Origin of the sequence: Photorhabdus heterorhabditis (genome assembly GCF_001280945.1) — a bacterium.
Classification (GTDB): Bacteria; Pseudomonadota; Gammaproteobacteria; order Enterobacterales; family Enterobacteriaceae; genus Photorhabdus; species Photorhabdus heterorhabditis.
Genome location: NZ_LJCS01000043.1, coordinates 1 through 22,297, shown reverse-complemented (window position 1 = coordinate 22,297; position 22,297 = coordinate 1). Strand labels below are relative to the sequence as shown.

Here is a 22,297-nt window from a genome sequence, read left to right as displayed (position 1 = left end):
AAGAGATTACAGAGTTGAGGATAGTCTGAGTTTTGATAGTAAAAAAAGGTAAGTTTGCGAGCGGCTACGCAGCTCTTGATTATGACATTCGCGCTTATTTTTACGGCATGGAATACTGCTTGTATCAGATGAAACAGAGCCGGGAGATGAATATATGGAAGTTAATATTGCTGAAAATACAGAAGAAATATATTCGAATTTAGCTCCCAGAGAAAAATTGCTGGCGTATGGCTCGGTTTCTCTGACAGATGCCGAGTTACTGGCTATTTTTCTGCGTACCGGAACTAGAGGTCTTCCTGTTTTACGGATGGCTGAATTTCTGCTGAAAGAGTTTGGGTCTCTATACCATGTACTCTCTGCTGATTATGACACTTTCTGTTCTCATAAAGGAATGGGATTAGCTAAATACGCGCAACTGCAAGCCATTGCAGAACTGGCAAAGCGTTTTTTCTCCAGCCAGTTCATACATGAAGATATTATGAGTAGCCCAAGTGTAACCCGAGAATATTTGCAAAACTTATTATCAGGGCGTGACAGGGAAATATTTGTTGTGTTGTTTCTCAATAATCAAAATAAAGTTATCTGCCATGAGGAGATGTTTAAAGGCACAATCAATAAAGTTGAAGTTCATCCTCGTGAAATTGTCAGATTGGCGATAAAGGTGAATGCTTCGTCCATTATCTTGGCACATAATCATCCATCAGGTCATGCAGAACCCAGCTTGGCGGATAAGATAGTCACTGATAAAGTCATTGATGCCTGTAATCTGGTTGGCATACAGGTACTGGATCATCTTGTTATTGGCCGACAATGTTGTGTTTCATTTGCTGAACGGGGATGGATTTAGTCTAACTTTTTCAAGATCCTTGGGGATCTTTAGTTGTGCGGGACTTGAGCGTCAGCGATTGAGGGCGTATACTACGCCACCTTTGAGGATCTTTGGTTTGGCGAGAAGAGCCTATCTCAGCACATTTTCTGAGTAAATGTGAGTCTTTTCAGTAGAATTTGCTGAGATGGGCTCCTAAGCCTGACGAGGCGGCCATACCCAATACAAAGCTCGAGCTGATTTGATTTTTGGAGAATAGACATGTCCCGAGTCTGCCAAGTTACTGGCAAACGCCCGATGAGTGGTAATAACCGCTCTCACGCATTGAATGCGACTAAGCGTCGTTTTTTGCCTAACCTGCATTCCCACCGTTTCTGGGTTGAGTCCGAGAAGCGCTTTGTAACTCTGCGTGTATCTGCTAAAGGTATGCGTGTGATTGATAAGAAGGGTATTGATGCAGTTCTGGCTGAACTTCGTACCCGCGGTGAGAAGTACTAAGGAGCTGAAAAATGGCTAAAGGTATTCGCGATAAAATCAAGCTGGTTTCTTCAGCTGGTACTGGTCACTTCTATACCACTACGAAGAACAAGCGTACTATGCCTGAAAAGCTGGAAATGAAAAAATTCGATCCAGTTGTTCGTCAGTATGTAATGTACAAAGAAGCTAAGATTAAGTAATTCTGGCTGATTTGATAAAAACCCGGCTTAGGTCGGGTTTTTTGTTGCCTGAAGAATTTTAAAACAGATATTCACTCTTTCTTCTCAGCATTTCATATATATCCTGTTATTCGTAGACGTAAAATGCTGTTTCGCTATACTAACGCCTTCCGGTAGGCTGGATATAGAACTGAAATGGCTAAAGAAAAACTAAATATTTTACATACAGAATCTTCTTGTGGTTGGGGAGGCCAGGAGATACGTATTCTAACGGAATCCCAAGGGATGATAAAACGTGGGCATAAGGTAGTTATCATCTGCTGTCCTGATTCTAATATCTACCGCGAAGCAAAATCTTATGGTGTTCCGGTTGTCGCCTTGCCTATTGAAAAAAAACGTTTGTCTTGCTTTCTTGCTATGCGTAATTGGTTGAAAAGAGAAGGCCGTCAGTTTGATGTTATTAATACGCATAGCTCTACAGATTCATGGTTGGTTGCCGTGGCTTGTGCAACATTAAGGCATATGCCACCAATGGTCAGAACCCGGCATGTTTCTACCAATGTATCTACTTCAATAACAACCCGTTGGTTGTATCTGAAAGCGTGCCAGCATATTGCGACTACAGGTGAAAAACTACGTCAGCATCTGCATGTAAATAATCGTTATCCATTACAGCATATGACATCAGTACCGACCGGCATTGATTTAGGTCGTTTTCGACCAGAAGATAAGAAGGTCTGTCGTCAGAGGATTGGGATTCAGGATAAACCGACATTAGGTGTCGTTGCGACCATGAGAACCTGGAAAGGGCATCGCTATTTGTTGGAAAGTTGGAAATTTCTTCACCAGAAATACCCTGACTGGCAACTTTTATTTGTTGGTGATGGTCCACAACGTAAATCACTAGAACCTTTAGTGAAGCAGGAAGGTTTGTCGGACAGTGTCATTTTCTTGGGTAACCGGCAAGATGTTCCTGATTGTTTGAATGCGATGGATCTATTTGCATTACCTTCTTTTGGTAATGAAGGTGTGCCACAAGGGATTATGCAGGCAATGGCTTGTGGGATACCTGTCGTATCAACTTCAGTGGGGGCAATTACCGAAGCGGTAATTGATGGTGAAACGGGTTATATTGTGGAACCCAGAAATGCAGCATTATTGACAGGAAGTTTAGATTTATTGATGCATAATAATGAATTGCGTTTACAATTCAGCCATTCTTCATTAGAGCGTGCAAAGGCTTTATTCGGAATGGATAATATGTTGGATAAAATGGAAAAGATTTTTGCTTGTAGCATTAAAGATAAAAAATGTTAACATTTTTTGCGATTTATTCTAAGCTCTATTCTTTGGTCTATGGTTTTGGGTGATATTTAACTCATTGATGTGAAGGTTACTTTTAATGGATTGTTAATTAAATTACCCTGTTTCGAACAATCGTATATAAAGTAGTTTTATTGTATCTTTTGTTGAATTTTATAACAGATTAATCAGATAATTATCTTATGCAAATCAAAAATATTCTGGTCATTATTATAGCACGTTTCGGTGACACCTTATTGGTAACGCCGGTTATTCGTGCTTTAAAGCAGAAATGGCCTGATGCGAATATTGATGTTATGGCGCATAAAAGAACTAAACAGATCCTTGAAAATATAAGTGATATCAATCAACTGACTGCCTTTTCAAAAGGCAAGGCAAAATGGTGTGGCTGGTTTACCCGTAGACATTATGATATAGCTTTAGTATATAACGACGATAAGCCTTTATTGCAGTATGCGAAACGTAAATCACGCTTAACAGTTTCATTTTCAGATAAGTCTTTGTTGCAACCTGATTGGCTGACGGTAAAAAAGCCAGAGCAGTTGATGCCAGCTCAGCAGGAACGAGCCATGCTTGCTAGCGCGATAGGGGTTGAAGTAAGTGACTGGCAGTTGAATTACTGTATTAGTGAAGAGGAATTGCATTTTGCTAACAGTTTTATGCGGCAGAATCATTTGGATAATACACCTCTGATTGGTTTTCAGTTACAAAGTTTCCCGGCAAAAGCCTATCGTGACTGGCCAGTTGAGCGTTTTTATAAATTAGCTCAATACATTTATAGCCATTATCCACATTCGCATATTATGTTATTAGGCAGTACTGACGGTGAAATTGCTGCACAATCACTGGCAGAAAGACTAGGTGTTGAGAAATGTACTTCACTGGCTGGTAAACTGACAATGCGACAGAATGCGGCAATGATGAGTAAGCTTGATTTGTACGTTGGGGTTGATACAGGGCCGACACACTTAGCTGGTGCATTAGGTATCCCGATGGTTGCTATGTATCACAGTTTTCACCCAGGTCGTTTTTTAGCGCCTCAACAGCATCCACATTTGGTGGTTATTGAACATCCGATTCATTATATGCAAGCCACACGCGAAGACCCGATGTCTGTTATATCTGTTGAACAAGTCTGGCAGGCAACTCAAAAGTTACTAGAAACTCAGTCATCAGGGATAACAACAAGATGAAAATAGGTTTAGTTGATGTCACTGTAACCGTGTCTTACGGTGGTATTCAGACGGCAGTTTGGGAGCTTGCGAAAGTACTGACTGATGCAGGTCATGAAATTCATATTTTTGGTGGAACGGGTAATGTTCAACCAGATCTCAGTGGCAGATCCATACAGATCCATACTTTTCCGTTCATCTCCAGAGAGAAAGTGATTAATCTTGGTCGCCGTTTTCAGCGTATTGTTGAACGTTACTCATTTGCCCGCCATGCTCGCCATGCTGTTATTGCCGAAGATTTTGATTGGATTATTCTAACTAAGCCGTTTGATTTTTTTTGGCCACGAATGATGCCAAAAGAGAGCCGTACTAAGTTTTGCTATATGAGCGGAGGTACCAGCTTCTTCAAGGGGGACAGGAAGCTGAGTAAGAAAATTTCAGCTTGGGTGGCATGTAGTCATTTTAATGCTTGGCAGATTCAGCACCATTTTAAACAATTTCCGCAGGTTATTTACAACGGGGTTGATATTAATAAATTCAGGCCGGCAGATTCTTCTGTCAGAACTCATCTTGGGATCAGTGATAAAACGTTTTTGTTGACTTTTGCTGGGCGTCTGGTTGGCTGGAAAGGTATGCATGTAGCCATTGATGCAATGGCTCAGCTACGGGATCAAGATGTTAAGTTGTTGATTATCGGCGCGGGTGAAGATCTGCAACGGTTGGAGAAACGGGTTGCAGCACTGCGACTAGAAGGACAGGTAATCTTCCATCCACCGGTAGGACATGATCAATTGCCTGAATATTATGCTGCTGGTGATGCGGGGATCTTCCCAAGCATTGGTGATGAAGCGTTTGGGATCACTATCGCTGAAGCTATGGCGTGTGGCAGACCTGTTATTGCCAGTTATATCGGAGGCATACCTGAAGTTGTCGGTAATGAAAATAATTCAGGTATTTTGGTCACTCCAGGGGATGCTTCAGCCATTGTCGATGCGGTTAATGTTTTATTGTCCCAGCCAGACAGAGGGCAAAATATGGGAAGGCAAGCTCGTCAGCGGATCGAAACAATGTATACCTGGGAGCATTCAGCAAATCGTTTACTGAAAGCAATAGATAAATAATGAAGATTGCCTATATCGACCCCTATCCGGTTCCAGATTATCGGGTGGCATCATTACAAATCCTACAGAATGTTGACGCATTTGCCCGTCAGGGGGCTAATGTGTACTTGGTTACGCCAGAGGGTACAATTACTGCTGAGGAGATACTTGGGCGCACATTATCATCATTAGCTAAACGGGTTCCTTTACGCAATATCCGGCGTAAATGGTACTTTCCGCTCAATACTCAAAAGATGTTCTATTTCCAGGTTTCCTGTTGGCTGAAAAAGAATAAGGTAGATGCTGTTTTTACCCGTAATTTGAAAATGGCAAAATATCTATTATGTGAACATCCAGAAATTCCTCTGTTTTTTGAAAGTCATGAAATTTTTGCTCAGTCATTTAAAGAATCACATGATTTGAGTAAAAATAAAAATCAGTATAAATATCAGAAACTGAAAGAAGCCGAGCACTTTGTTTATAGTCAGTCTAGGGTTATTTTTGTTCTGACGTCGTTACTGAGTGATGACATTATCAGTGGATATAGTGTTAGCACACCAATTGTTGTGGCCCCAGATGGTGTGGATATGTTGGCCGTGGAATCGATATCATTAGATAAACTTGTATCAAATGACCGTGAATTACCAACCCAGATTCTTTATCTGGGAAGTTTGCATCGTTGGAAAGGTATTCCAACGGCGATTGAAGCGATGATGTATCTTGAAAATGCAGTACTGAATATTGCTGGTGGTGAGCCAGAACAAATTAAACAATTACAACAGATTGCTCAGCAGATTGGTGTTTGTGACAAAGTTAATTTTCTGGGGTTTATTCAACCTAAATTACGTTTTCAGATGATTGCAGATAATGATATTTGTCTGTTGCCATTAACTAAGACCAGCATTGGTAGCCGTTATACCTCACCACTGAAATTATTCGAATATATGGCGATGGGTAAACCTGTGGTTATCTCTGATTTTCCTTCTATTCGTGATGTGGTTGATGAAAATGCAGTGAGTTTTGCCGATAGTGAGAATGCGGAAAGTTTTGCTGAGCAAATTCGGTTATTGAGAGCTAATCCGGGAAAAGTTAAAGTACAAACCAGTTATGCAAAAATGCTGGTAACAGAGCGCTTTAATTGGGATCAGCGAGCCAGACTTATTATGCAGATAATATCAAAGGATATTTCTGCATAATAATTGGTCTGATGGTGGTCATATTACAGTCACTGATGATATGACCGGGGTACCTGATTGATTACTCACTTTTCTTTTTATATATACCTGTTATCTTTCAAGTTGCTTCTTTGTTGGCTGCACTCTCTCACCCCGGTCACAGTGTTATCTATGACATAGTTAGCTATGCTCCCGGGGATTCGCTCCCTTGCCGTCGCGATGCATCTTGAAATCTATTGGGTATAGTGCAATCATCAAACCGAGCAAAATGCCTATCTCATTAATATAGGTATTTTCAAAAGCTCCACGGACAATAAATAGTCCAATAAATCCAGTTAATAGAATAATGCCAGCCTGCTTTATTATACCACTGTTACGGGCAATAATATGGCTACCAGTATACAGCGCGGAGAAGGTCATCAGTAAGGTTGTGATTAGGCCGATTACTCCACCCGCAAACCAAAATGCCAGAAAAATATTGTGGGGGCCGATGGAGGTACGAAATATCCAGTCTGGATAATCAGCCACTCGTTCATTGTAAACCTTATGGTAGATTTTATTGCCATAACCATAGCCTTTAATCGGGTTTTCTATAATTAAAGCCAGAGCAGAACTTTGTACACCATTAGTATATCGATGTGTACTATCTGTTTGTGTGAGCTTATAAACTAGTAGTTTGGTAGCGCTATTATCTATGGAGGTTAAGTGTGTTGTGGCTGTTAGTAAGCCCAGACATATTGTTGCTACAAGTGTGAGTTTCCATTCCCGATTAATAATGATAATGAAAGCAGTTATAACAACAACAGCTACCCAAGCACCACGGGCCAGAGTACCTAATAGCAAAAACAAGCTTATTGCGGAAGCAATGGCCAATATCAACCAACTCGTTAAGGTATGCTTTTTCCACAACGCCCAGGTGCAGAGTAAGATAGGGAAATAGAAAATAAAACCATAAGAAAATTCCCGGTGGTTGAAGTTGGTAAAAGGCATTTCACCCTTACTATAGTTAATAAGATATTTACCAATATCAGTCAGGCATATTGCCAGCATCCCAATAGTAAATGAATATAAAATCATTTTGGCAATACTTTCTTTATTCTCTTTGTACAATACAATAGGAAAAGTAAAACTGAACAGTAACAGCCCATTTAGAATGGGTTTATTCATCTCTTGAAAGCTCAATGCAGGATCGACGGAGATCGCCACTGAATAGAACATTGCTAAGGTGAATAACAGAATAGACAGAAACAATGAATTGCGCATGGAGCGCATCACTTGACGAAAATCCGTCGCCAGATAGGTCAGCGCGGTAATACCAATCAGGATTATAACCAAATTTTTATATCTTGTTATATCAGGCAGATAAACAAGGGCTATATAAATCCCAATGATGGATAAGTTCCATAATGATTTTTTGTTGCGATTTTTAATATCAAATATATTCATCAATCTGTTTTCATTCCTGTTGAGTTTGGTTGGAAATGATACACGAAAATATTATCTTAATCTGCTGAGATGCAATAGAGTTAAAACAATATACATAATACAGGAGTTATCATCATGCCAGAACTACCAGAGGTAGAAACCAGCCGGAGAGGAATAGAACCACATCTGGTAGGAAACGTAATTCAGTATGCGGTGGTTAGAAATGGGCGGTTGCGCTGGCCTGTTGCGGAAGAAATCATGAAACTGAGTGACCGGCTTGTACTCAGTGTTCGGCGACGGGCTAAATATTTACTGATTGAGTTGGCAGAGGGTTGGATTATTATCCATTTAGGTATGTCGGGTAGTTTGCGGATTTTGTTGGAAGAACGCCCTGCGGAGAAACATGATCATGTGGATTTGGTCATGGCTGATGGCAAGATTTTGCGTTATACCGACCCCAGACGATTTGGTGCGTGGTTATGGAGTGATGACCTCAATCAGTGTTCAGTATTGACGCATTTAGGGCCTGAGCCACTTACTGATGGCTTTAATGGCGCTTATCTTTACGCTCAATCAAGAAATAAAAAAACATTGATTAAGCCTTGGCTAATGGATAACAAGCTAGTTGTAGGGGTTGGGAATATCTATGCAAATGAAGCGTTGTTCACTGCCCGTATTCAGCCTGAGCGCCCGGCACATACGTTGACTGAGCGTGAAGTGTATTTACTGGTAGAAACGATTAAAAAGGTTCTGCAACGATCTATTGAGCAGGGGGGAACGACACTCAGGGATTTCTTGCAATCTGATGGTAAACCGGGCTATTTTGCTCAAGAACTGTTTGTTTATGGCAGGATGGGAGAGTCGTGTCGGATTTGTGGTAGAAAGATAGAAAGTATTAAGCTTGGGCAGCGTAGCACTTTCTTTTGCCGTCATTGTCAGCATTAATTTATGCTGGATATCGGGGTGAAGCGTAGAGATAGGTAACATCCTCGCTAACCCCGATAATTTCAGAAAATTATTTACCTAATTTTTTTAGCATTGCCTGTGCAACAGGTTCTGGTAAGAATGATGAAATATCGCCATCGTGACGGGCGACATCTTTAATCAAGGATGAAGATACAAATGAGAGATTTTGCGATGGTAGCAAAAAGACACTCTCCAATTCAGGCATAAAGTGGCGGTTCATATTGGCGAGCTGCCATTCATACTCAAAATCAGACACTGAGCGAAGACCTCGGATAAGAATATTGGCTTGCTGCTTCTTTGCAAAATTAGCCATCAATTCACAAAAACCCACCACTTCGACATTATCCAAGTGTGTGGTCACTTCTTTGGCCATAGCAACGCGTTCATCCAGAGTAAACACAGGATTCTTCCTGGCACTATTGGCAATAGCAAACAGAACGTGGTCGAACATATCCGCAGCACGGGTAACGATATCGATGTGCCCATAGGTAACAGGATCGAAGGTTCCGGGATAAATGGCTTTGGTTTTCATCAATTTTACCCTTGTTGCTGTCTCTTTTCCCACAACGCGACATATTTATTAAACGTATATTGAGCGTTAACGATAGCCAGTATTAACCCCTGTTTACCATCAAGAAAGCCAGCCCGCAATAGCCAGGTTTTAAAGAAAGCGCCGAAAGTATGGCTGAAAATCGAAAAATAACTGCATAGCTTACCTTGTCTATGACGTTGTTTTGCCCATGCTTTAGCGTAATTCAGCTGTTTTCCCTGAAATTCCATCAGATCACGGCAAGTAAGATGAAGTAAATCTCCTTTCAAAATAACAACTGGGGCTTTATGGGTTTCAAGCGATTCATGAACCTGATTATCATTGTATTGATAACGATCACGCGCATAGAGACGAAGGACTCTATCGGGATACCAGCCACTGTGTTTCATAAAGCGGCCAAGAAATAAATTCCGTCGGGCGCAACTGTAGACTTTGTTATTATCAGCATGGGTCAGAACTTGTTCTATAGATGCTCTCAGTTCTGGCGTTACACGCTCGTCTGTATCGATCATAAAAATATAATCACCAGAAGCATATTGCTGGGCTAGCTGGCGCTGGCGACCAAATCCCGGCCATTCTGTATTAGAAAATATTTTTGCGCCCATTGTCTGTGCTATCTGGCAGGTGTCGTCTGAACTGCCAGAATCAAGCACGATGATTTCATCAGCCCAACTGACTGAGGCCAGACAATCTGTGATCAGATCCGCTGAATTCTTGGTAATCATCACAACGGAAAGACGTTTTCTCTTACTCATTCAGTGGCTCCGTGGGGGGAGATAGGGTTCCAGCAATTTAAGCAGACGTTGAAGAGTACCCTGATTCTCATGCAATACTTCTGCTGCGTGGCGCCCATAGTACAAGCGATAATCTTCATCAGTCAGCAAGCTATTGATTTCGGTGAACAGAGATTGGCTGTTAGTCACGGTAATCAGGCCATTAGCTTGATCCAATTTGGCGCAGATAGCTTTAAAGTTAAAGGTATGGGGACCCATTAACACTGGAATGGCATGGGCTGCGGCTTCCAGCGGGTTATGTCCGCCACGTTCAACCAAGCTGCCACCAACAAAAGCTAGATCAGCTATACCATAGAGCAGCATCAGTTCACCCATAGAATCGCCGATAACAACCTGGATATTAGCTTCGGGAATTTTTCCTGAACTGCGAAGAATATAACTTAATCCGGCTTTCTTTGTTAACTCTTCAGCTTTAGTAAAACGCTCTGGATGGCGTGGTACGAGGATCAGCAGCAGATTTGGGTATTGTTTTAATAACTTGCAATGAGCATCCAGAATAATGCTTTCTTCTCCATCGTGGGTACTGGTAGCTATCCAGACAGGACGGCGGGCAGCCCACTGGCGTCGTAATGTCACTGCCTTAGCGGCCAGTTCTGGTGTGACTGAGATATCGAATTTCAAACTGCCGGTGATAGCCAACTGAGAGCGTTTCAAACCTAATTCAATAAAACGTTCGCCATCTTCCTGATTTTGAGCCGCAATTAAGGTAATTTTGTGCAAAATTGCTTTTACGAAATGGCCTATTTTTTGGTATCCGATTGCGGAACGTGCAGATAAACGGGCATTGGCAATCACTAGAGGAATGTTACGTTGATGAAGCTGGAAAATCAGATTAGGCCAAAGCTCTGTTTCCATAATGATAACTAACTTCGGGTTAACTTGGTTGAGAAAGCGCTCCATGGAACCGGGAAGATCGTACGGCAAATAGACGTGATTAACATCATTTCCCAAAGCAGAAAGCACTCTCTCTGAGCCGGTTGGCGTCATAGTCGTCACGGTAATCGGTAAGAAGGGATAGTGATGACGCAAAGCTCTGACCAAAGGGATTGCGGCCAACGTCTCACCCACGGAAACTGAATGAAGCAGGATGCCCCCAGCGGCAACTTTACCTGCACAGAAACCGTAACGTTCACCCCAGCGCTTGCGATAAGCAGGGGCCTTGCGGCTGCGAAGTAATAAACGCAACCAAATCAGAGGTTGGATGAGGTAGAGAAGTACCTGATATAAACGCAATAACATTCTATCAAATTCATTTATATAAATTAGCGCCAATAGTATCACACTGCTTCAAGGAAAGTGTGAAAATGCGTATCTGTATAGGATAGAGACGGGTGATGTCTTAAAAGCTGCGTTTATCTATCAGTGATATATATTGTTGCAGTATATGGTCACTATCAAACTTCTTGTACATATCTTCAGTAATTACAGGGGGGTGATTATAAATCAATTGCATTTTCTCAGCTAATGAGTCAGTCGTGAGTTGAGATAAATATTGTTTTAACTCACCTGTCATAATCTCACTGACACCACCTGGGCATACAGTACTGACAATCGGTGTGTGACAGATTAATGCTTCAATCAGAACAGTTGGTAAACCTTCGCTATCTGAACTGATAACGACGGCTTTTGCTTCACGAATAATAGGTAGGGGATTAGCGTGAAAGCCAGCTAAAATAACTTTATCGGTAAGATTTAGTTCACTGATTTTCTGTTTAATCTCTGATTCAGCTTGTTCTTCCCCTTTACCAACGATCAGTAGCTTACAAGGAAGTTGAGCTTTAGCAAAAGCTTCCAGAAGACGGTCATGGCGTTTAACGACATGAAAACGACCAACATGTAACAGATATTCTATTCCGTGGTAAGGATTGTCTTGATTTGCTTTTTCTTTGATTTCTTTAAAATCAAATGGATTGTAAATAGTGAGTATTTCTGCTGGTTGCAGAGAAATATTTGTTTTTAAGTCATCACTTACTGCATCAGAGACACAAACAAGTTTTCTATTTTTATAGGTTTTTTTGATTTTTTCTTTCTTGATCCAATAAGCAAGTCCGCTCTTATTACCAAGATAAGATTGAGAAAAAATACCGTGAATGCAATGCCAGACATTACAATCAGCTAAAGCTTTTGATTTAACAACGATTCTGTCAGTTTTGTGCAGGTTAGAGATTACAAGAGCTGGTTTACTTTTTTCTTGGAAAAGTTTCTGTAAAACTTTGTCCATAGATTTAGCTCTGCGATTAAGCTCATTAAGTTTTCTTAAAGGGCCTTGATAATGATCGGCATCGACAAGGTAATTAATCCCGTCAGGGATGGTATAAGCCAGTCTGGTGTCGAGTGAAAGGATGGAGATTTGATAACCAAATTGATGTAATCCATTGGCGAGCCTGAGTGTGACGTTTTCTGCGCCCCCACCCGGTAATCCATCAATAATAAAAAGGATATGTTCTGTCACTATGTCAATACTCGTTGATAAAGATGGATAAGTTGTTGTGATAAATGTTCGGGTGTTGAATTCAGGATGCGGTTTCTTGCTTCGGATGACATTTTTGTGCCTAAAATGTTATCAGGTATACATTGAATCGCTTCTGTTAGTTGACTGATGTCAAGAGCGTCGCAAACAAAACCATTTTTTTCTTGAATGACAAATTCGGAGCCACCACAGGTTGTACTGGTAATCACCGGTAAACCGCAGGCCATTGCTTCAAGAATGACATTTGGAAATGGATCATACAATGTTGGCAGTAATAAAGCGTCTGCCATCTGGTAAAAAGGAAGCGTTTGTTTTTGTAATCCCATAAATCGGATACGTTCGTTGCAACCTAAGGAATTTGCCAGTGCTAAATATTTTTTTTGCTCTTTATCTTTGCCAATAACGAGTAAGTAATCACCCGTTTTTGCAACAGCTTTAATTGCGGCAGCTAATCCTTTACGTTCAAACCCAGAGCCAACGTAAATTAAGCATTTGGTATTTAGTGGAATGTGATTCTTTTCCCGCAGTTGTAGCCGAGTTTGCTGGTTTGCAGGGTAAAATTTTTGGTGGTCGATAGCGTTATAGATGACAGAAATTTTATCTTCGGCAAGGTTAAAATCCTCTATCAATTCTCTTTTGATCATTTCAGCATTACAAATGACTTTTTTGAGTTCAGGTGCTGAATACATCTCTTTTTCTGCATTTATGACATAACGATGATAGCGATCATTCAATAACCACTTTGTCCGCCATTTAGGTAAAATTTTTGCCCGTTGCAATAACCAGCGGCTGTGCACCCCATCGCCAGCTCGATAAATATCACAGCCCGCAATTCTTTCATGGCTTTGAACTAAATCAAATTTTTCTTGTTGCCAGATAGAACGAGCTGCTTTGGCAAAATCTTTTTCACGGCTGATTCGTCCTAATTTAATCGGATCGCATAAGTGAAGATGCCAATTTGGATGAGTTTCTCCTTGCCAGGATCGGGTTATAACATTCAGCTCTAATTGCTGGTTACTCAAAGCTTCCAGTGCCCTTGAAACGAAGCGTTCGGCTCCTCCATCGGGGCGATATTTCTGACGAATGATAGCCAGACGCAGATGTTTCATAAGAGGAGCCTCCTTGCTGAAAAAATAACAGCTTCTGTTGGGATCAGGTCCAAGTACCGTTCAGTGGTATCGGTATCAATATCATCAGGGTCGGGCAGTTTACCATAATTTCCAGCCCAGATAACCTCACCAATCGCTTGCCATGGTCGCCAAAATGTTAGTTTGGATGGACCAAAGAGTGCAATACAAGGCGTGTTTAAAGCGGCAGCCATATGTATAGGAACAGAATCAACGCCGATAAGTAACTGAGCATGGTCAATGAGTGCAGCCAATTTGGGTAAAGTTAATTGTCCGGCTAGGGATATTATGTTTTTATCGAAACAATACGATAATATATTATTTATCATTGCTATCTCTTGTTCATCTGGACCTGATGTTAAGATAATTTTCCAGCCGTCATTTTCTAACGATGTTATTATTTCTGCCATTTTCTTTTCATCCCAGCATTTAAAAAACCATCGGGATGTCGGCTGAATAACAATATATTTTTGCCCAATGGCATGTTGAGCCAGAATTTCTTTTACCCAGATTAAGTCTTTTTCACTGTAATTCATCTTCACATTAATCATAAATGAGGACAAATTCAGAGGATTCAGAATGGAAAGATTTTGCTCTACAGTATGCATGGAATGGTGTTGCTCTGTATTAATGACTTTAGTATAGCAGAGATACCATTTCCAGTTCTGTCGTTTGGGATAATCGAAACCTAAACGGATTGGTGCGCCAGTGAATAAAGTGATAAATGCACTTCGCCATTGGTCTGCCAGATTCAAAACTAAATTATAATGACGTTTTCGTAATTTTTTAAGTAACTGCCATTCATAACTGAGATGTGATTTCGCTCCCAATTTTTTCCATTTTCGGTCAATGGCAAAAATATGGGAGATATCGGGAGAATTTTCTAACATTGGCTGAGTTTCTTGATAAAGCAAAATATCGATTTCGGCTTCTGGATAATGATGTTTTAATGTGCTAATTACTGGCGTGATTAATAGCATATCTCCATGATGTTGGAGTTTTATCACTAGAATTCGTTGAAAATTGCCAGTTTTATTTGCCATTATATTTATTCTACAAATTATCAATATAATAATCTTAATATAGGGTCATGGGGGACGCTACTCTCTATTCCTGTTTAAGTAAATAATGCGATCCAGTTCCAGAATTAAATGAAGCATACATAAAATTACCACTTAATGATAAGTTAATTGCGCTATGTCACTGACCTGCGTACTATAAAGCCACAAATTTGGTTATGTTTTAGGCATGATTCTGATGATTTTACCAGCATTTATTATCACTATTGATACTGAAGGTGATGACTTGTGGCGAAACCACAGTCAGATTTCGACAGAGAATACGCATTATTTGCCAAGATTTCAGGACCTATGCGAACGTTTTGGTTTTAAACCTGTTTGGCTAACGAACTATGAGATGGCAATGGATGACTTATACATCGATTTTGCTAAAGATGTGATTGCCAGAGGCCAGGGCGAAATTGGCATGCATTTACATGCCTGGAATAGTCCACCGTTGGTTCCTCTTACAGACGATGATATGCGCTATAAGCCTTATTTGATTGAGTTTCCGAAAGAGCAAATTAGAGCGAAGGTTGATCTGATGACTAACCTATTGGAAGACAAACTACAAACTAAAATGTTAAGTCATCGAGCGGGGCGTTGGGCATTTGACGAATATTATGCTGAGTTGTTAGTAGAATATGGTTATCAAGTTGATTGTTCTGTAACACCAAAAGTTAATTGGAGCTTCACAAAAGGCGATCCTAATGGCAATGGTGGAACTGATTATAGTCACTTTCCATCTTATGCCTATTTTATGGATTTACAGGATATTTCTAAGCGAGGAGAATCTTCTTTGCTAGAAGTACCAATGAGTATTCAATATAAGCATCCACCGTTGATGAATTTCCTTAAGCAGAAATATGATAGCTTACGTGGCAAACAGCGTTCTCCATCTGTTAACTGGTTGCGACCAAAAGGTGGTAATTTGGAACAAATGAAAAAAGTTGTTCAGCACACATTGGCAGAAGGTAGTGATTATATTGAGTTCATGCTGCATTCCTCTGAGTTTATGCCAGGTGGTAGCCCGATATTTAAAGATGAGGAACAAATTGAGCGTCTTTATCGGGACTTAGAAGGGTTGTTTAACTATCTTAAGCCCAAAGTTCAGGGGATGACATTGACTGAATATTATCAGTCAAAGAAACAAGGGAAATAGCGAAGAAATAGGTGAATATTTTTTTACTATTTCTTATATTCTTATAATTCATTCTTTGGCATGTTTAAACAGAGATGTACATTTTACTTGAGTCATCTGTTTTAAAGGCGTTATTATTCTACGACCATAACATTAGTGATATTTATGTTTTTACTCCTGCAATCAGATGATTGTAGGAACATTATCACGATTGGATGTTAAATTAATTTCAAATACCAAAAAACATGGGTGGCAGATTGTCCATCTGTTATTAAGATCTTTTATGGAGAAATTTAAGATAAAAATATATTTCTTCTTTCCTGAAGTGTTTTCAGTTTCTTATCTATTTTTACTCCGTGGATGGGTATTAGAGAGATCAAAATTGATAGTAGTTGTAATTACATATTGTAGTTTATTAATAGAATTGCACTAATAGCCAGATGATTATTAGTCCAGTATAAATATGCTTAAATAATTCTAACCATTTGTTGAGAAAGCAATTATGTAAAATTGTTGACTGGGTTATTTTTAGTTGTTTGTCTATAGAAAATCAGGCGTCTATTAGGAACGCCTTAGACTCAGTAATCAGCTAATATTTTTCTGAAGATGCGTTAACACCTGCGATGGCGCAATACTTTTGATATCTCTATCCTCTGCTTTCAAAGATATTTGTTTCTTGCCATAGCCCCCGATCAGGCCCGGATCTGTTGGGCCAAACAGCGTAATATTAGGACGATCTAGTGCAGCGGTGAGGTGGCTCAGGCCGGTATCAACAGAAACAACAGCTTTTGCACCAGCCAGTTCCTGTGCTACTTGCGCCAAAGTTAGTTTAGGCAGTACCTCCACGTGGGGGAAACCTTCTGCCAGTCGCAGTGCACGCTGATGCTCATGTTCGGCTCCCCAGGGGAGTTTAATTCGTACACCAGTTGGCTGAATTTCAGCAATAAGTTGACGCCAGTGGCTTTCAGGCCAGTGCTTTTCGTCGCGGGTAGTGGCATGGAGGAAAACCAGATAATCGTCTTTATTTTCCCGTTCTTGCTTTAAAAAATGGCGGGCAATGCCATAATCACCTTGTTTTGTCGGTTTGCTATAATCAAGACTGACAGCAAACAATTCTCGGATACGCTCTACAGCGTGTTGTTGCTTACTAACTGGGTGACGGAAATCATAAAAGAAACTTGCCAACGGCTCTCGGATGCTTTTACGGTCGTAACCGTGTTTGGGGCCATGAGCTAAGCGAGTTACTAGAAATGCGCTTTTCAATAACCCTTGAGCATCAATAATGGCATCATATTGATTTAATTTTAGTTTTTCTTTGAATAAACGACGTTCTGTACGAGTCTCTTTGCTAAACCAGCTTTTACGCCAGCGGCGAATAGCAACGGGAATAATTTGATCAACTGCGCTGTGCCAACCCGGTATTTGTGCAAAGCCTTCTTCCACCACCCAATCAAAACGGACATCAGGCAGGTTTTTTTCTGCATCAGTCAGTGCGGGGAGAGAGTGGAGTACGTCTCCCATGGAAGAAGTTTTAACCAGTAACACCCGCATTAATCCTGATTCTCCGTTTGTAATAATTTTTCCAGAGAAGCCATCACTTGCTCTGGCTGGATGTCGATAAGACTCTGATGATAGCCAAGTGCACTGTCACCTTTTCTGATCTTGTGATAACCAGTAATAAGGCGGATAACTTCTGCTTTGTCAGATAATGGTGGGGTAAAATCTGGGCTGCTTGGGCCATAAAGTGCAACGAGAGGTCGATTAAGTGCTGCGGCAACATGCATCAAGCCAGAATCGTTAGTCACAACCGCATCACAAGCAGCGATAATATTAACTGCCTGTTCAAGAGATGTTTGTCCGGCAAGATTGATACAGTATTCGTGGGCTTCTTCCGTCAGTGATTTACGGATATCTTCTCCACCCTCGTGATCCTTAGTCGAGCCAAATAGCAGAATTTGATATCCCTTTTGCGTAATAAGCTGTTGGGCTAACGTAGCATAATGATAGTGAGGCCAACGTTTCGCCGGGCCAAATTCTGCCCCGGGGCAGAAACCGATAATCGGTCGGTGATCAGAAATATTAAATGCCGCGGTAGATTCTGCGATATCTTCATCAGTGACATTCAACTGAGGCCACAATAATGGTTGCGTGAGATCTGTTGCGTTACTTATCTGTTTTGCATCATAGGCTAATGCGACATAGCGATGAACCATCAACGGAAAAGCTTCTTTATTGAGTATACGAATATCATTGAGCAATCCATATCTCATTTCACCGCGCCAGCCGGTGCGCAGAGGAATATTGGCGAAGAAAGGAACTAACGCAGATTTAAAAGAGTTTGGTAGCACATAAGCGCGATCATATTTATGTTCACGTAGTGCGATACCAAGCCGACGGCGTTCACCTAATGCCAGGGCACCATGGCCTAATGGCATTGCTAATGCCTGATTGACCTCCGGCATTTTTGCCAGCAATGGGCGGCACCAGGCTGGAGCCATAACATCAATTTCTGCATTAGGATACAAAGCCTTTAATGTCCGATAAAGGCTTTGTGACATCATCATGTCACCCACCCACGAAGGGCCGATCACCAATATTTTCATAGCGAGTAGATTATTTATCCTGATTGAGCCAGTACATATATTCCATTACCCCTTCGGCGACTGTTTTGAATGGTTTATCATAACCAGCTGCGCGGAGTTTAGTTAAATCTGCTTGAGTGAAGCTTTGATAACGACCTTTCAAATGCTCAGGAAAATCAATATGTTCAACGGTTGGCGATTTATCTTTATGAAATTCAACAACCGCATCTGCAACCGCTTGGAAAGATTCAGCGCGACCTGTCCCACAGTTATAAATACCAGAAACGCTATTTTTCCAGAACCACAGATTAACCGCAGCGGCATCACCAACATAAATAAAATCACGTTGAAAATTTTCACTGCCAGCGAATAATTTCGGGTTTTGTCCCTGATTGATTTGATTGTTCAGATGGAATGCAACACTGGCCATACTTCCTTTGTGTCCTTCGCGTGGTCCATATACATTGAAATAGCGGAAACCACAAATCTGTGAATCAGCGTGAGGTAAAAGTTCCCGGACATACTGATCGAACAGAAATTTAGAGTAACCATAAACATTCAGTGGTTTCTCATATTGACGCTCTTCGATAAAGTTATCACTGCGGCCACCATAGGTTGCTGCTGAAGAGGCGTACAGGAAAGGAATTTTACGATCAAGACAATAGTGCAATAACTCCTTTGAATATTGATAATTATTATCCATCATATATTTGCCATCCCACTCAGTTGTAGATGAGCAAGCACCTTCATGAAAAATAGCGTCAATATCACCTAAATCATCACCGGCCAGGATACCAATCAGAAACTCTTCCTTGTCCATGTAATCAGCAATATCCAAGTCAACCAGATTAGCGAACTTAGTACCATCTTTTAAATTATCTACGACCAGAATATCTTTATATCCTTCGTCATTCAGTGCTTTGACAATATTGCTGCCAATAAATCCAGCACCGCCAGTAACAACGATCATCGGACTCACCTCTATCAATAGGGTTAAACGAAGCAAACGACGCCTATAATAACATCTAACACTTTTGAGGACAGTAGCTTAAACAGGGGGATATACTGAAATAATATGGTCATTCAGTTTGCATGACGTGACGGGTACAGCAAAGTTAATATTATCTGCCTGGTAGTGTCGTCAGTAGCTTGATCAATCAGTAAAATATGTCATTACTTTTTATTTAATCAGGAGAGAATCAATGTCAGCATCATTTTACCAGCAAATTAATGAGCAGTTAGAACAAGCTCATTCTGAAGGATTATTTAAAAATGAACGTATCATCACTTCTGCACAGAGCGCTGACATTGCTGTCGCTGATGGTAGCCACGTTATTAACTTCTGTGCAAATAACTACTTAGGTTTGGCTAATCATCCGGATCTCATTGCTGCGGCTAAAGTGGGAATGGATAGCCATGGTTTTGGCATGGCATCGGTTCGCTTTATTTGCGGAACTCAGGATACTCATAAAGAGCTGGAGCAAAAACTGGCAGAATTCTTAGGTATGGAAGATGCTATTCTTTATTCCTCTTGTTTTGATGCTAACGGCGGTTTATTTGAAACGCTATTTGGGCCGGAAGATGCCATTATCTCTGATGCTCTGAACCATGCTTCTATTATTGATGGTGTCCGTTTATGCAAAGCGAAGCGTTATCGCTATGCTAATAATGACATGCAAGAACTGAGAGCACAGCTGGAGAAAGCAAAAGCGGATAATGCCCGCCATATTGTGATTGCAACAGATGGTGTGTTTTCGATGGACGGCGTCATTGCTGATTTGAAATCTATCTGTGATCTGGCTGATGAATTTGATGCAATGGTTATGGTGGATGATTCTCATGCTGTTGGTTTTGTTGGTGCTCATGGTCGCGGCACGCACGAATATTGTGACGTAATGGATCGTATTGACATCATTACCGGTACATTAGGTAAAGCGTTGGGTGGTGCCTCTGGTGGTTATACTGCGGCACGTAAAGAAGTTGTTGAGTGGTTGCGCCAGCGTTCACGCCCATATTTGTTCTCTAACTCACTGGCACCGGCAATTGTCGCGGCATCTATTAAAGTACTGGATATGCTAAAAGAGGGTGATGCATTACGTGATCGTCTGTGGAAGAACGCAAATCTGTTCCGTGCAAAAATGACCGAGGCAGGCTTCACTTTGGCTGGTGCTGACCACGCGATCATCCCTGTCATGTTAGGTGATGCAAAATTGGCACAAGAATTTGCCGCAGAATTATTGAAAGAAGGCATTTATGTTACAGGTTTCTTCTATCCGGTAGTCCCTAAAAATCAGGCCCGTATCCGCACTCAAATGTCAGCGGCGCATACGGAAGAGCAAATTGAACGAGCAGTTGCAGCGTTCACGCGAATTGGTAAGCAATTAAAAGTAATTGCATAAGGTATCTCTATGAAAGCATTGTCAAAGTTAAAGGCAGAAGAAGGTATCTGGATGACAGATGTGCCCGAGCCAGAGCTGGGGCATAATGATGTGATGATAAAAATCCGTAAAACTGCGATTTGTGGTACGGATGTACACATCTATAACTGGGATGACTGGTCGCAAAAAACAATTCCTGTACCGATGGTTGTTGGTCATGAATATGTTGGTGAAGTTGTTGCAATTGGTCAGGAAGTGAAAGGTTTTAAAATTGGTGATCGTGTATCTGGTGAAGGGCACATCACTTGTGGTTATTGCCGTAACTGTCGTGGTGGCCGTACTCACCTATGCCGTAATACGGTTGGTGTAGGGGTAAACCGCCCAGGCTCTTTTGCTCAATATCTGGTTATTCCTGCATTTAATGCATTCAAAATCCCGGATAACATTTCTGATGAACTGGCTTCTATCTTTGACCCATTTGGCAATGCTGTTCATACCGCGCTTTCGTTTGATCTGGTAGGCGAAGATGTGTTGGTTTCCGGTGCAGGGCCAATTGGTATTATGGCTGCGGCAGTGTGTAAGCATGTTGGTGCGCGTCATGTTGTTATTACAGACGTTAACGAATATCGCCTTGAACTGGCACGTAAAATGGGTGTTACTCGTGCGGTAAATGTCAGTAAAGAAAATCTGACCGATGTCATGACAGAGCTGGGTATGACTGAAGGTTTTGATGTCGGTCTGGAAATGTCTGGTGCGCCCGCAGCATTTCGTACCTTATTGAATACCATGAATCACGGTGGTCGTGTTGCTCTGTTGGGTATTCCACCATCAGATATGGCAATTGACTGGAATCAGGTTATTTTCAAGGGATTGTTTATTAAAGGTATTTATGGCCGTGAAATGTTTGAAACCTGGTACAAAATGGCGGCATTGATTCAATCTGGCTTGGATCTGACACCGATTATCACTCACCGATACTCTATTGATGACTTCCAAAAAGGCTTTGACATCATGCGTTCAGGGCAGTCCGGTAAGGTTATTTTGAACTGGGATTAATCAATAAGTTACTACTAAGATTGACAGGCGCTTTCAGTTCTTGAGCGCCTGTTTTTTTATTAGTTATTATGCAAAGTTAGCCTAACGTTAAATCCTGTTGTCGGTGGAGAAGTTCGCGGAGAAGCAAGGTCAGTTTTAGTTTTGTCATCCAAAGAATTTAATGAGTTAGCTACTTTCTTAGCGAAAAACGCCGTAAACCCTTGCCCAGTGCGGGCGGGGATATAAGGCGAAAAGCCCGCGGGGCTTTCAAGAACACTCAGGCGTTGACTGACTCTGAACGTAGGCTCTGAGTGTTTCGATCGTTGCCGCTCCGGTGCTACAGACAAAGTACGATCTTGACCACAGCAACCCTGTTTTGCTCTGCATTTGTAGATGTGTATTCTGCTGGCGTAGTAGCCGTGATGATACTGATTTCAGGTTGTTAACCATCACGCTCACTGCCAGCTTTGGCGGGTATGCGACCAGAAGGTGTACATGATCCCGCTCACCGTCCATCTC

At 41.3% G+C, this 22,297-nt stretch carries 22 protein-coding genes; 11 read left to right on the top strand and 11 right to left on the bottom strand.

Annotated features, from left to right (window positions below; all coding sequences use genetic code 11):
* Window positions 1-154 precede the first annotated feature (154 nt).
* The 7 genes from radC (at window position 155) to AM629_RS14390 (ending at window position 6,273) form a co-directional block, all read left to right on the top strand.
* A complete protein-coding gene (radC, locus tag AM629_RS14420; protein ID WP_054479980.1) occupies window positions 155-847 on the top strand; it encodes a RadC family protein in 693 nt (230 codons plus the stop codon).
* A 240-nt stretch (window positions 848-1,087) separates the two neighbouring features.
* Window positions 1,088-1,324: a 50S ribosomal protein L28 gene (rpmB, locus tag AM629_RS14415; RefSeq protein ID WP_004265123.1), complete on the top strand. Its 237-nt coding sequence runs from the start codon at window positions 1,088-1,090 to the stop codon at window positions 1,322-1,324.
* Between the two features lie 11 nt (window positions 1,325-1,335).
* Window positions 1,336-1,503, top strand: a complete 168-nt coding sequence (gene rpmG / locus AM629_RS14410) for a 50S ribosomal protein L33 (protein ID WP_054479979.1) — start codon at window positions 1,336-1,338, stop codon at window positions 1,501-1,503.
* A gap of 174 nt (window positions 1,504-1,677) precedes the next feature.
* Complete coding sequence (locus tag AM629_RS14405; protein ID WP_054479978.1) at window positions 1,678-2,799, top strand: glycosyltransferase family 4 protein; 1,122 nt, start codon at window positions 1,678-1,680, stop codon at window positions 2,797-2,799.
* 188 nt (window positions 2,800-2,987) lie between these two features.
* Window positions 2,988-3,998, top strand: a complete 1,011-nt coding sequence (locus tag AM629_RS14400; RefSeq protein ID WP_054479977.1) for a glycosyltransferase family 9 protein — start codon at window positions 2,988-2,990, stop codon at window positions 3,996-3,998.
* Window positions 3,995-5,098: a glycosyltransferase family 4 protein gene (locus tag AM629_RS14395; protein ID WP_054479976.1), complete on the top strand. Its 1,104-nt coding sequence runs from the start codon at window positions 3,995-3,997 to the stop codon at window positions 5,096-5,098. Before AM629_RS14400 ends, AM629_RS14395 begins: the two co-directional genes overlap by 4 nt.
* Window positions 5,098-6,273 carry a glycosyltransferase family 4 protein gene (locus AM629_RS14390; protein ID WP_054479975.1) on the top strand — a complete coding sequence of 392 codons (1,176 nt, stop codon included), beginning with the start codon at window positions 5,098-5,100 and terminating at the stop codon, window positions 6,271-6,273. Before AM629_RS14395 ends, AM629_RS14390 begins: the two co-directional genes overlap by 1 nt.
* Window positions 6,274-6,432: 159 nt before the next feature.
* Here AM629_RS14390 and rfaL read toward each other — a convergent pair whose 3' ends face one another.
* Window positions 6,433-7,698, bottom strand: a complete 1,266-nt coding sequence (gene rfaL, locus AM629_RS14385) for an O-antigen ligase RfaL (protein ID WP_054479974.1) — start codon at window positions 7,696-7,698, stop codon at window positions 6,433-6,435.
* 114 nt (window positions 7,699-7,812) lie between these two features.
* Between rfaL and mutM the strand changes: the two genes are divergently transcribed.
* Window positions 7,813-8,622 carry a bifunctional DNA-formamidopyrimidine glycosylase/DNA-(apurinic or apyrimidinic site) lyase gene (gene mutM, locus AM629_RS14380; RefSeq protein ID WP_054479973.1) on the top strand — a complete coding sequence of 270 codons (810 nt, stop codon included), beginning with the start codon at window positions 7,813-7,815 and terminating at the stop codon, window positions 8,620-8,622.
* A gap of 70 nt (window positions 8,623-8,692) precedes the next feature.
* On the opposite strand, the gene coaD is transcribed toward mutM, so the two are convergent.
* The 6 genes from coaD to rfaQ all read right to left on the bottom strand — a co-directional run bounded on the left by coaD (window position 8,693) and on the right by rfaQ (window position 14,627).
* On the bottom strand, window positions 8,693-9,175 hold the full coding sequence (gene coaD / locus AM629_RS14375) for a pantetheine-phosphate adenylyltransferase (protein ID WP_054479972.1): 483 nt from the start codon (window positions 9,173-9,175) through the stop codon (window positions 8,693-8,695).
* A 5-nt stretch (window positions 9,176-9,180) separates the two neighbouring features.
* Window positions 9,181-9,948, bottom strand: a complete 768-nt coding sequence (locus tag AM629_RS14370) for a glycosyltransferase family 2 protein (RefSeq protein ID WP_054479971.1) — start codon at window positions 9,946-9,948, stop codon at window positions 9,181-9,183.
* A complete protein-coding gene (gene waaA, locus AM629_RS14365; protein ID WP_054479970.1) occupies window positions 9,949-11,226 on the bottom strand; it encodes a lipid IV(A) 3-deoxy-D-manno-octulosonic acid transferase in 1,278 nt (425 codons plus the stop codon).
* Window positions 11,227-11,326: 100 nt separating this feature from the next.
* Window positions 11,327-12,439, bottom strand: a complete 1,113-nt coding sequence (locus AM629_RS14360) for a glycosyltransferase (protein ID WP_054479969.1) — start codon at window positions 12,437-12,439, stop codon at window positions 11,327-11,329.
* On the bottom strand, window positions 12,439-13,566 hold the full coding sequence (locus AM629_RS14355) for a glycosyltransferase family 4 protein (protein WP_054479968.1): 1,128 nt from the start codon (window positions 13,564-13,566) through the stop codon (window positions 12,439-12,441). Before AM629_RS14355 ends, AM629_RS14360 begins: the two co-directional genes overlap by 1 nt.
* The gene (gene rfaQ, locus AM629_RS14350) at window positions 13,563-14,627 is read right to left on the bottom strand and encodes a putative lipopolysaccharide heptosyltransferase III (RefSeq protein ID WP_054479967.1); all 1,065 of its coding nucleotides are present in this window, start codon (window positions 14,625-14,627) and stop codon (window positions 13,563-13,565) included. Before rfaQ ends, AM629_RS14355 begins: the two co-directional genes overlap by 4 nt.
* A 214-nt stretch (window positions 14,628-14,841) precedes the next feature.
* On the opposite strand from rfaQ, the gene AM629_RS14345 reads away from it, so the two are divergent.
* Complete coding sequence (locus AM629_RS14345; RefSeq protein ID WP_054479966.1) at window positions 14,842-15,804, top strand: polysaccharide deacetylase family protein; 963 nt, start codon at window positions 14,842-14,844, stop codon at window positions 15,802-15,804.
* A gap of 564 nt (window positions 15,805-16,368) precedes the next feature.
* Here AM629_RS14345 and rfaC read toward each other — a convergent pair.
* From rfaC to rfaD, 3 genes are read right to left on the bottom strand one after another with little or no spacing between them, the layout of a single operon-like run.
* Window positions 16,369-17,334, bottom strand: a complete 966-nt coding sequence (gene rfaC / locus AM629_RS14340; protein WP_054479965.1) for a lipopolysaccharide heptosyltransferase RfaC — start codon at window positions 17,332-17,334, stop codon at window positions 16,369-16,371.
* A complete protein-coding gene (gene rfaF, locus AM629_RS14335; protein ID WP_054479964.1) occupies window positions 17,334-18,386 on the bottom strand; it encodes an ADP-heptose--LPS heptosyltransferase RfaF in 1,053 nt (350 codons plus the stop codon). Before rfaF ends, rfaC begins: the two co-directional genes overlap by 1 nt.
* A gap of 10 nt (window positions 18,387-18,396) precedes the next feature.
* Window positions 18,397-19,335: an ADP-glyceromanno-heptose 6-epimerase gene (gene rfaD / locus AM629_RS14330; protein WP_054479963.1), complete on the bottom strand. Its 939-nt coding sequence runs from the start codon at window positions 19,333-19,335 to the stop codon at window positions 18,397-18,399.
* 232 nt (window positions 19,336-19,567) lie between these two features.
* Between rfaD and AM629_RS14325 the strand changes: the two genes are divergently transcribed.
* Window positions 19,568-20,764: a glycine C-acetyltransferase gene (locus AM629_RS14325; protein ID WP_054479962.1), complete on the top strand. Its 1,197-nt coding sequence runs from the start codon at window positions 19,568-19,570 to the stop codon at window positions 20,762-20,764.
* A gap of 9 nt (window positions 20,765-20,773) precedes the next feature.
* Complete coding sequence (tdh, locus tag AM629_RS14320) at window positions 20,774-21,799, top strand: L-threonine 3-dehydrogenase (RefSeq protein WP_054479961.1); 1,026 nt, start codon at window positions 20,774-20,776, stop codon at window positions 21,797-21,799.
* A 246-nt stretch (window positions 21,800-22,045) separates the two neighbouring features.
* Here tdh and tnpA read toward each other — a convergent pair.
* Window positions 22,046-22,297 (bottom strand): IS200/IS605 family transposase (gene tnpA / locus AM629_RS14315; RefSeq protein ID WP_072161896.1); only part of this gene is annotated, 252 nt, incomplete at its 5' end.

What these genes read in the sequence shown, in the direction of transcription:
- waaA (WP_054479970.1), bottom strand. Translation starts at nt 11,226, where the DNA reads ATGTTATTGCGTTTATATCAGGTACTTCTCTACCTCATCCAACCTCTG.
- rfaC (WP_054479965.1), bottom strand. Translation starts at nt 17,334, where the DNA reads ATGCGGGTGTTACTGGTTAAAACTTCTTCCATGGGAGACGTACTCCAC.
- AM629_RS14355 (WP_054479968.1), bottom strand. Translation starts at nt 13,566, where the DNA reads ATGAAACATCTGCGTCTGGCTATCATTCGTCAGAAATATCGCCCCGAT.
- AM629_RS14405 (WP_054479978.1), top strand. Translation starts at nt 1,678, where the DNA reads ATGGCTAAAGAAAAACTAAATATTTTACATACAGAATCTTCTTGTGGT.
- coaD (WP_054479972.1), bottom strand. Translation starts at nt 9,175, where the DNA reads ATGAAAACCAAAGCCATTTATCCCGGAACCTTCGATCCTGTTACCTAT.
- rfaD (WP_054479963.1), bottom strand. Translation starts at nt 19,335, where the DNA reads ATGATCGTTGTTACTGGCGGTGCTGGATTTATTGGCAGCAATATTGTC.
- AM629_RS14390 (WP_054479975.1), top strand. Translation starts at nt 5,098, where the DNA reads ATGAAGATTGCCTATATCGACCCCTATCCGGTTCCAGATTATCGGGTG.
- rfaF (WP_054479964.1), bottom strand. Translation starts at nt 18,386, where the DNA reads ATGAAAATATTGGTGATCGGCCCTTCGTGGGTGGGTGACATGATGATG.
- AM629_RS14325 (WP_054479962.1), top strand. Translation starts at nt 19,568, where the DNA reads ATGTCAGCATCATTTTACCAGCAAATTAATGAGCAGTTAGAACAAGCT.
- AM629_RS14395 (WP_054479976.1), top strand. Translation starts at nt 3,995, where the DNA reads ATGAAAATAGGTTTAGTTGATGTCACTGTAACCGTGTCTTACGGTGGT.
- AM629_RS14370 (WP_054479971.1), bottom strand. Translation starts at nt 9,948, where the DNA reads ATGAGTAAGAGAAAACGTCTTTCCGTTGTGATGATTACCAAGAATTCA.
- AM629_RS14345 (WP_054479966.1), top strand. Translation starts at nt 14,842, where the DNA reads ATGATTTTACCAGCATTTATTATCACTATTGATACTGAAGGTGATGAC.
- AM629_RS14400 (WP_054479977.1), top strand. Translation starts at nt 2,988, where the DNA reads ATGCAAATCAAAAATATTCTGGTCATTATTATAGCACGTTTCGGTGAC.
- rfaL (WP_054479974.1), bottom strand. Translation starts at nt 7,698, where the DNA reads ATGAATATATTTGATATTAAAAATCGCAACAAAAAATCATTATGGAAC.
- radC (WP_054479980.1), top strand. Translation starts at nt 155, where the DNA reads ATGGAAGTTAATATTGCTGAAAATACAGAAGAAATATATTCGAATTTA.
- rpmB (WP_004265123.1), top strand. Translation starts at nt 1,088, where the DNA reads ATGTCCCGAGTCTGCCAAGTTACTGGCAAACGCCCGATGAGTGGTAAT.
- rfaQ (WP_054479967.1), bottom strand. Translation starts at nt 14,627, where the DNA reads ATGGCAAATAAAACTGGCAATTTTCAACGAATTCTAGTGATAAAACTC.
- tdh (WP_054479961.1), top strand. Translation starts at nt 20,774, where the DNA reads ATGAAAGCATTGTCAAAGTTAAAGGCAGAAGAAGGTATCTGGATGACA.
- mutM (WP_054479973.1), top strand. Translation starts at nt 7,813, where the DNA reads ATGCCAGAACTACCAGAGGTAGAAACCAGCCGGAGAGGAATAGAACCA.
- rpmG (WP_054479979.1), top strand. Translation starts at nt 1,336, where the DNA reads ATGGCTAAAGGTATTCGCGATAAAATCAAGCTGGTTTCTTCAGCTGGT.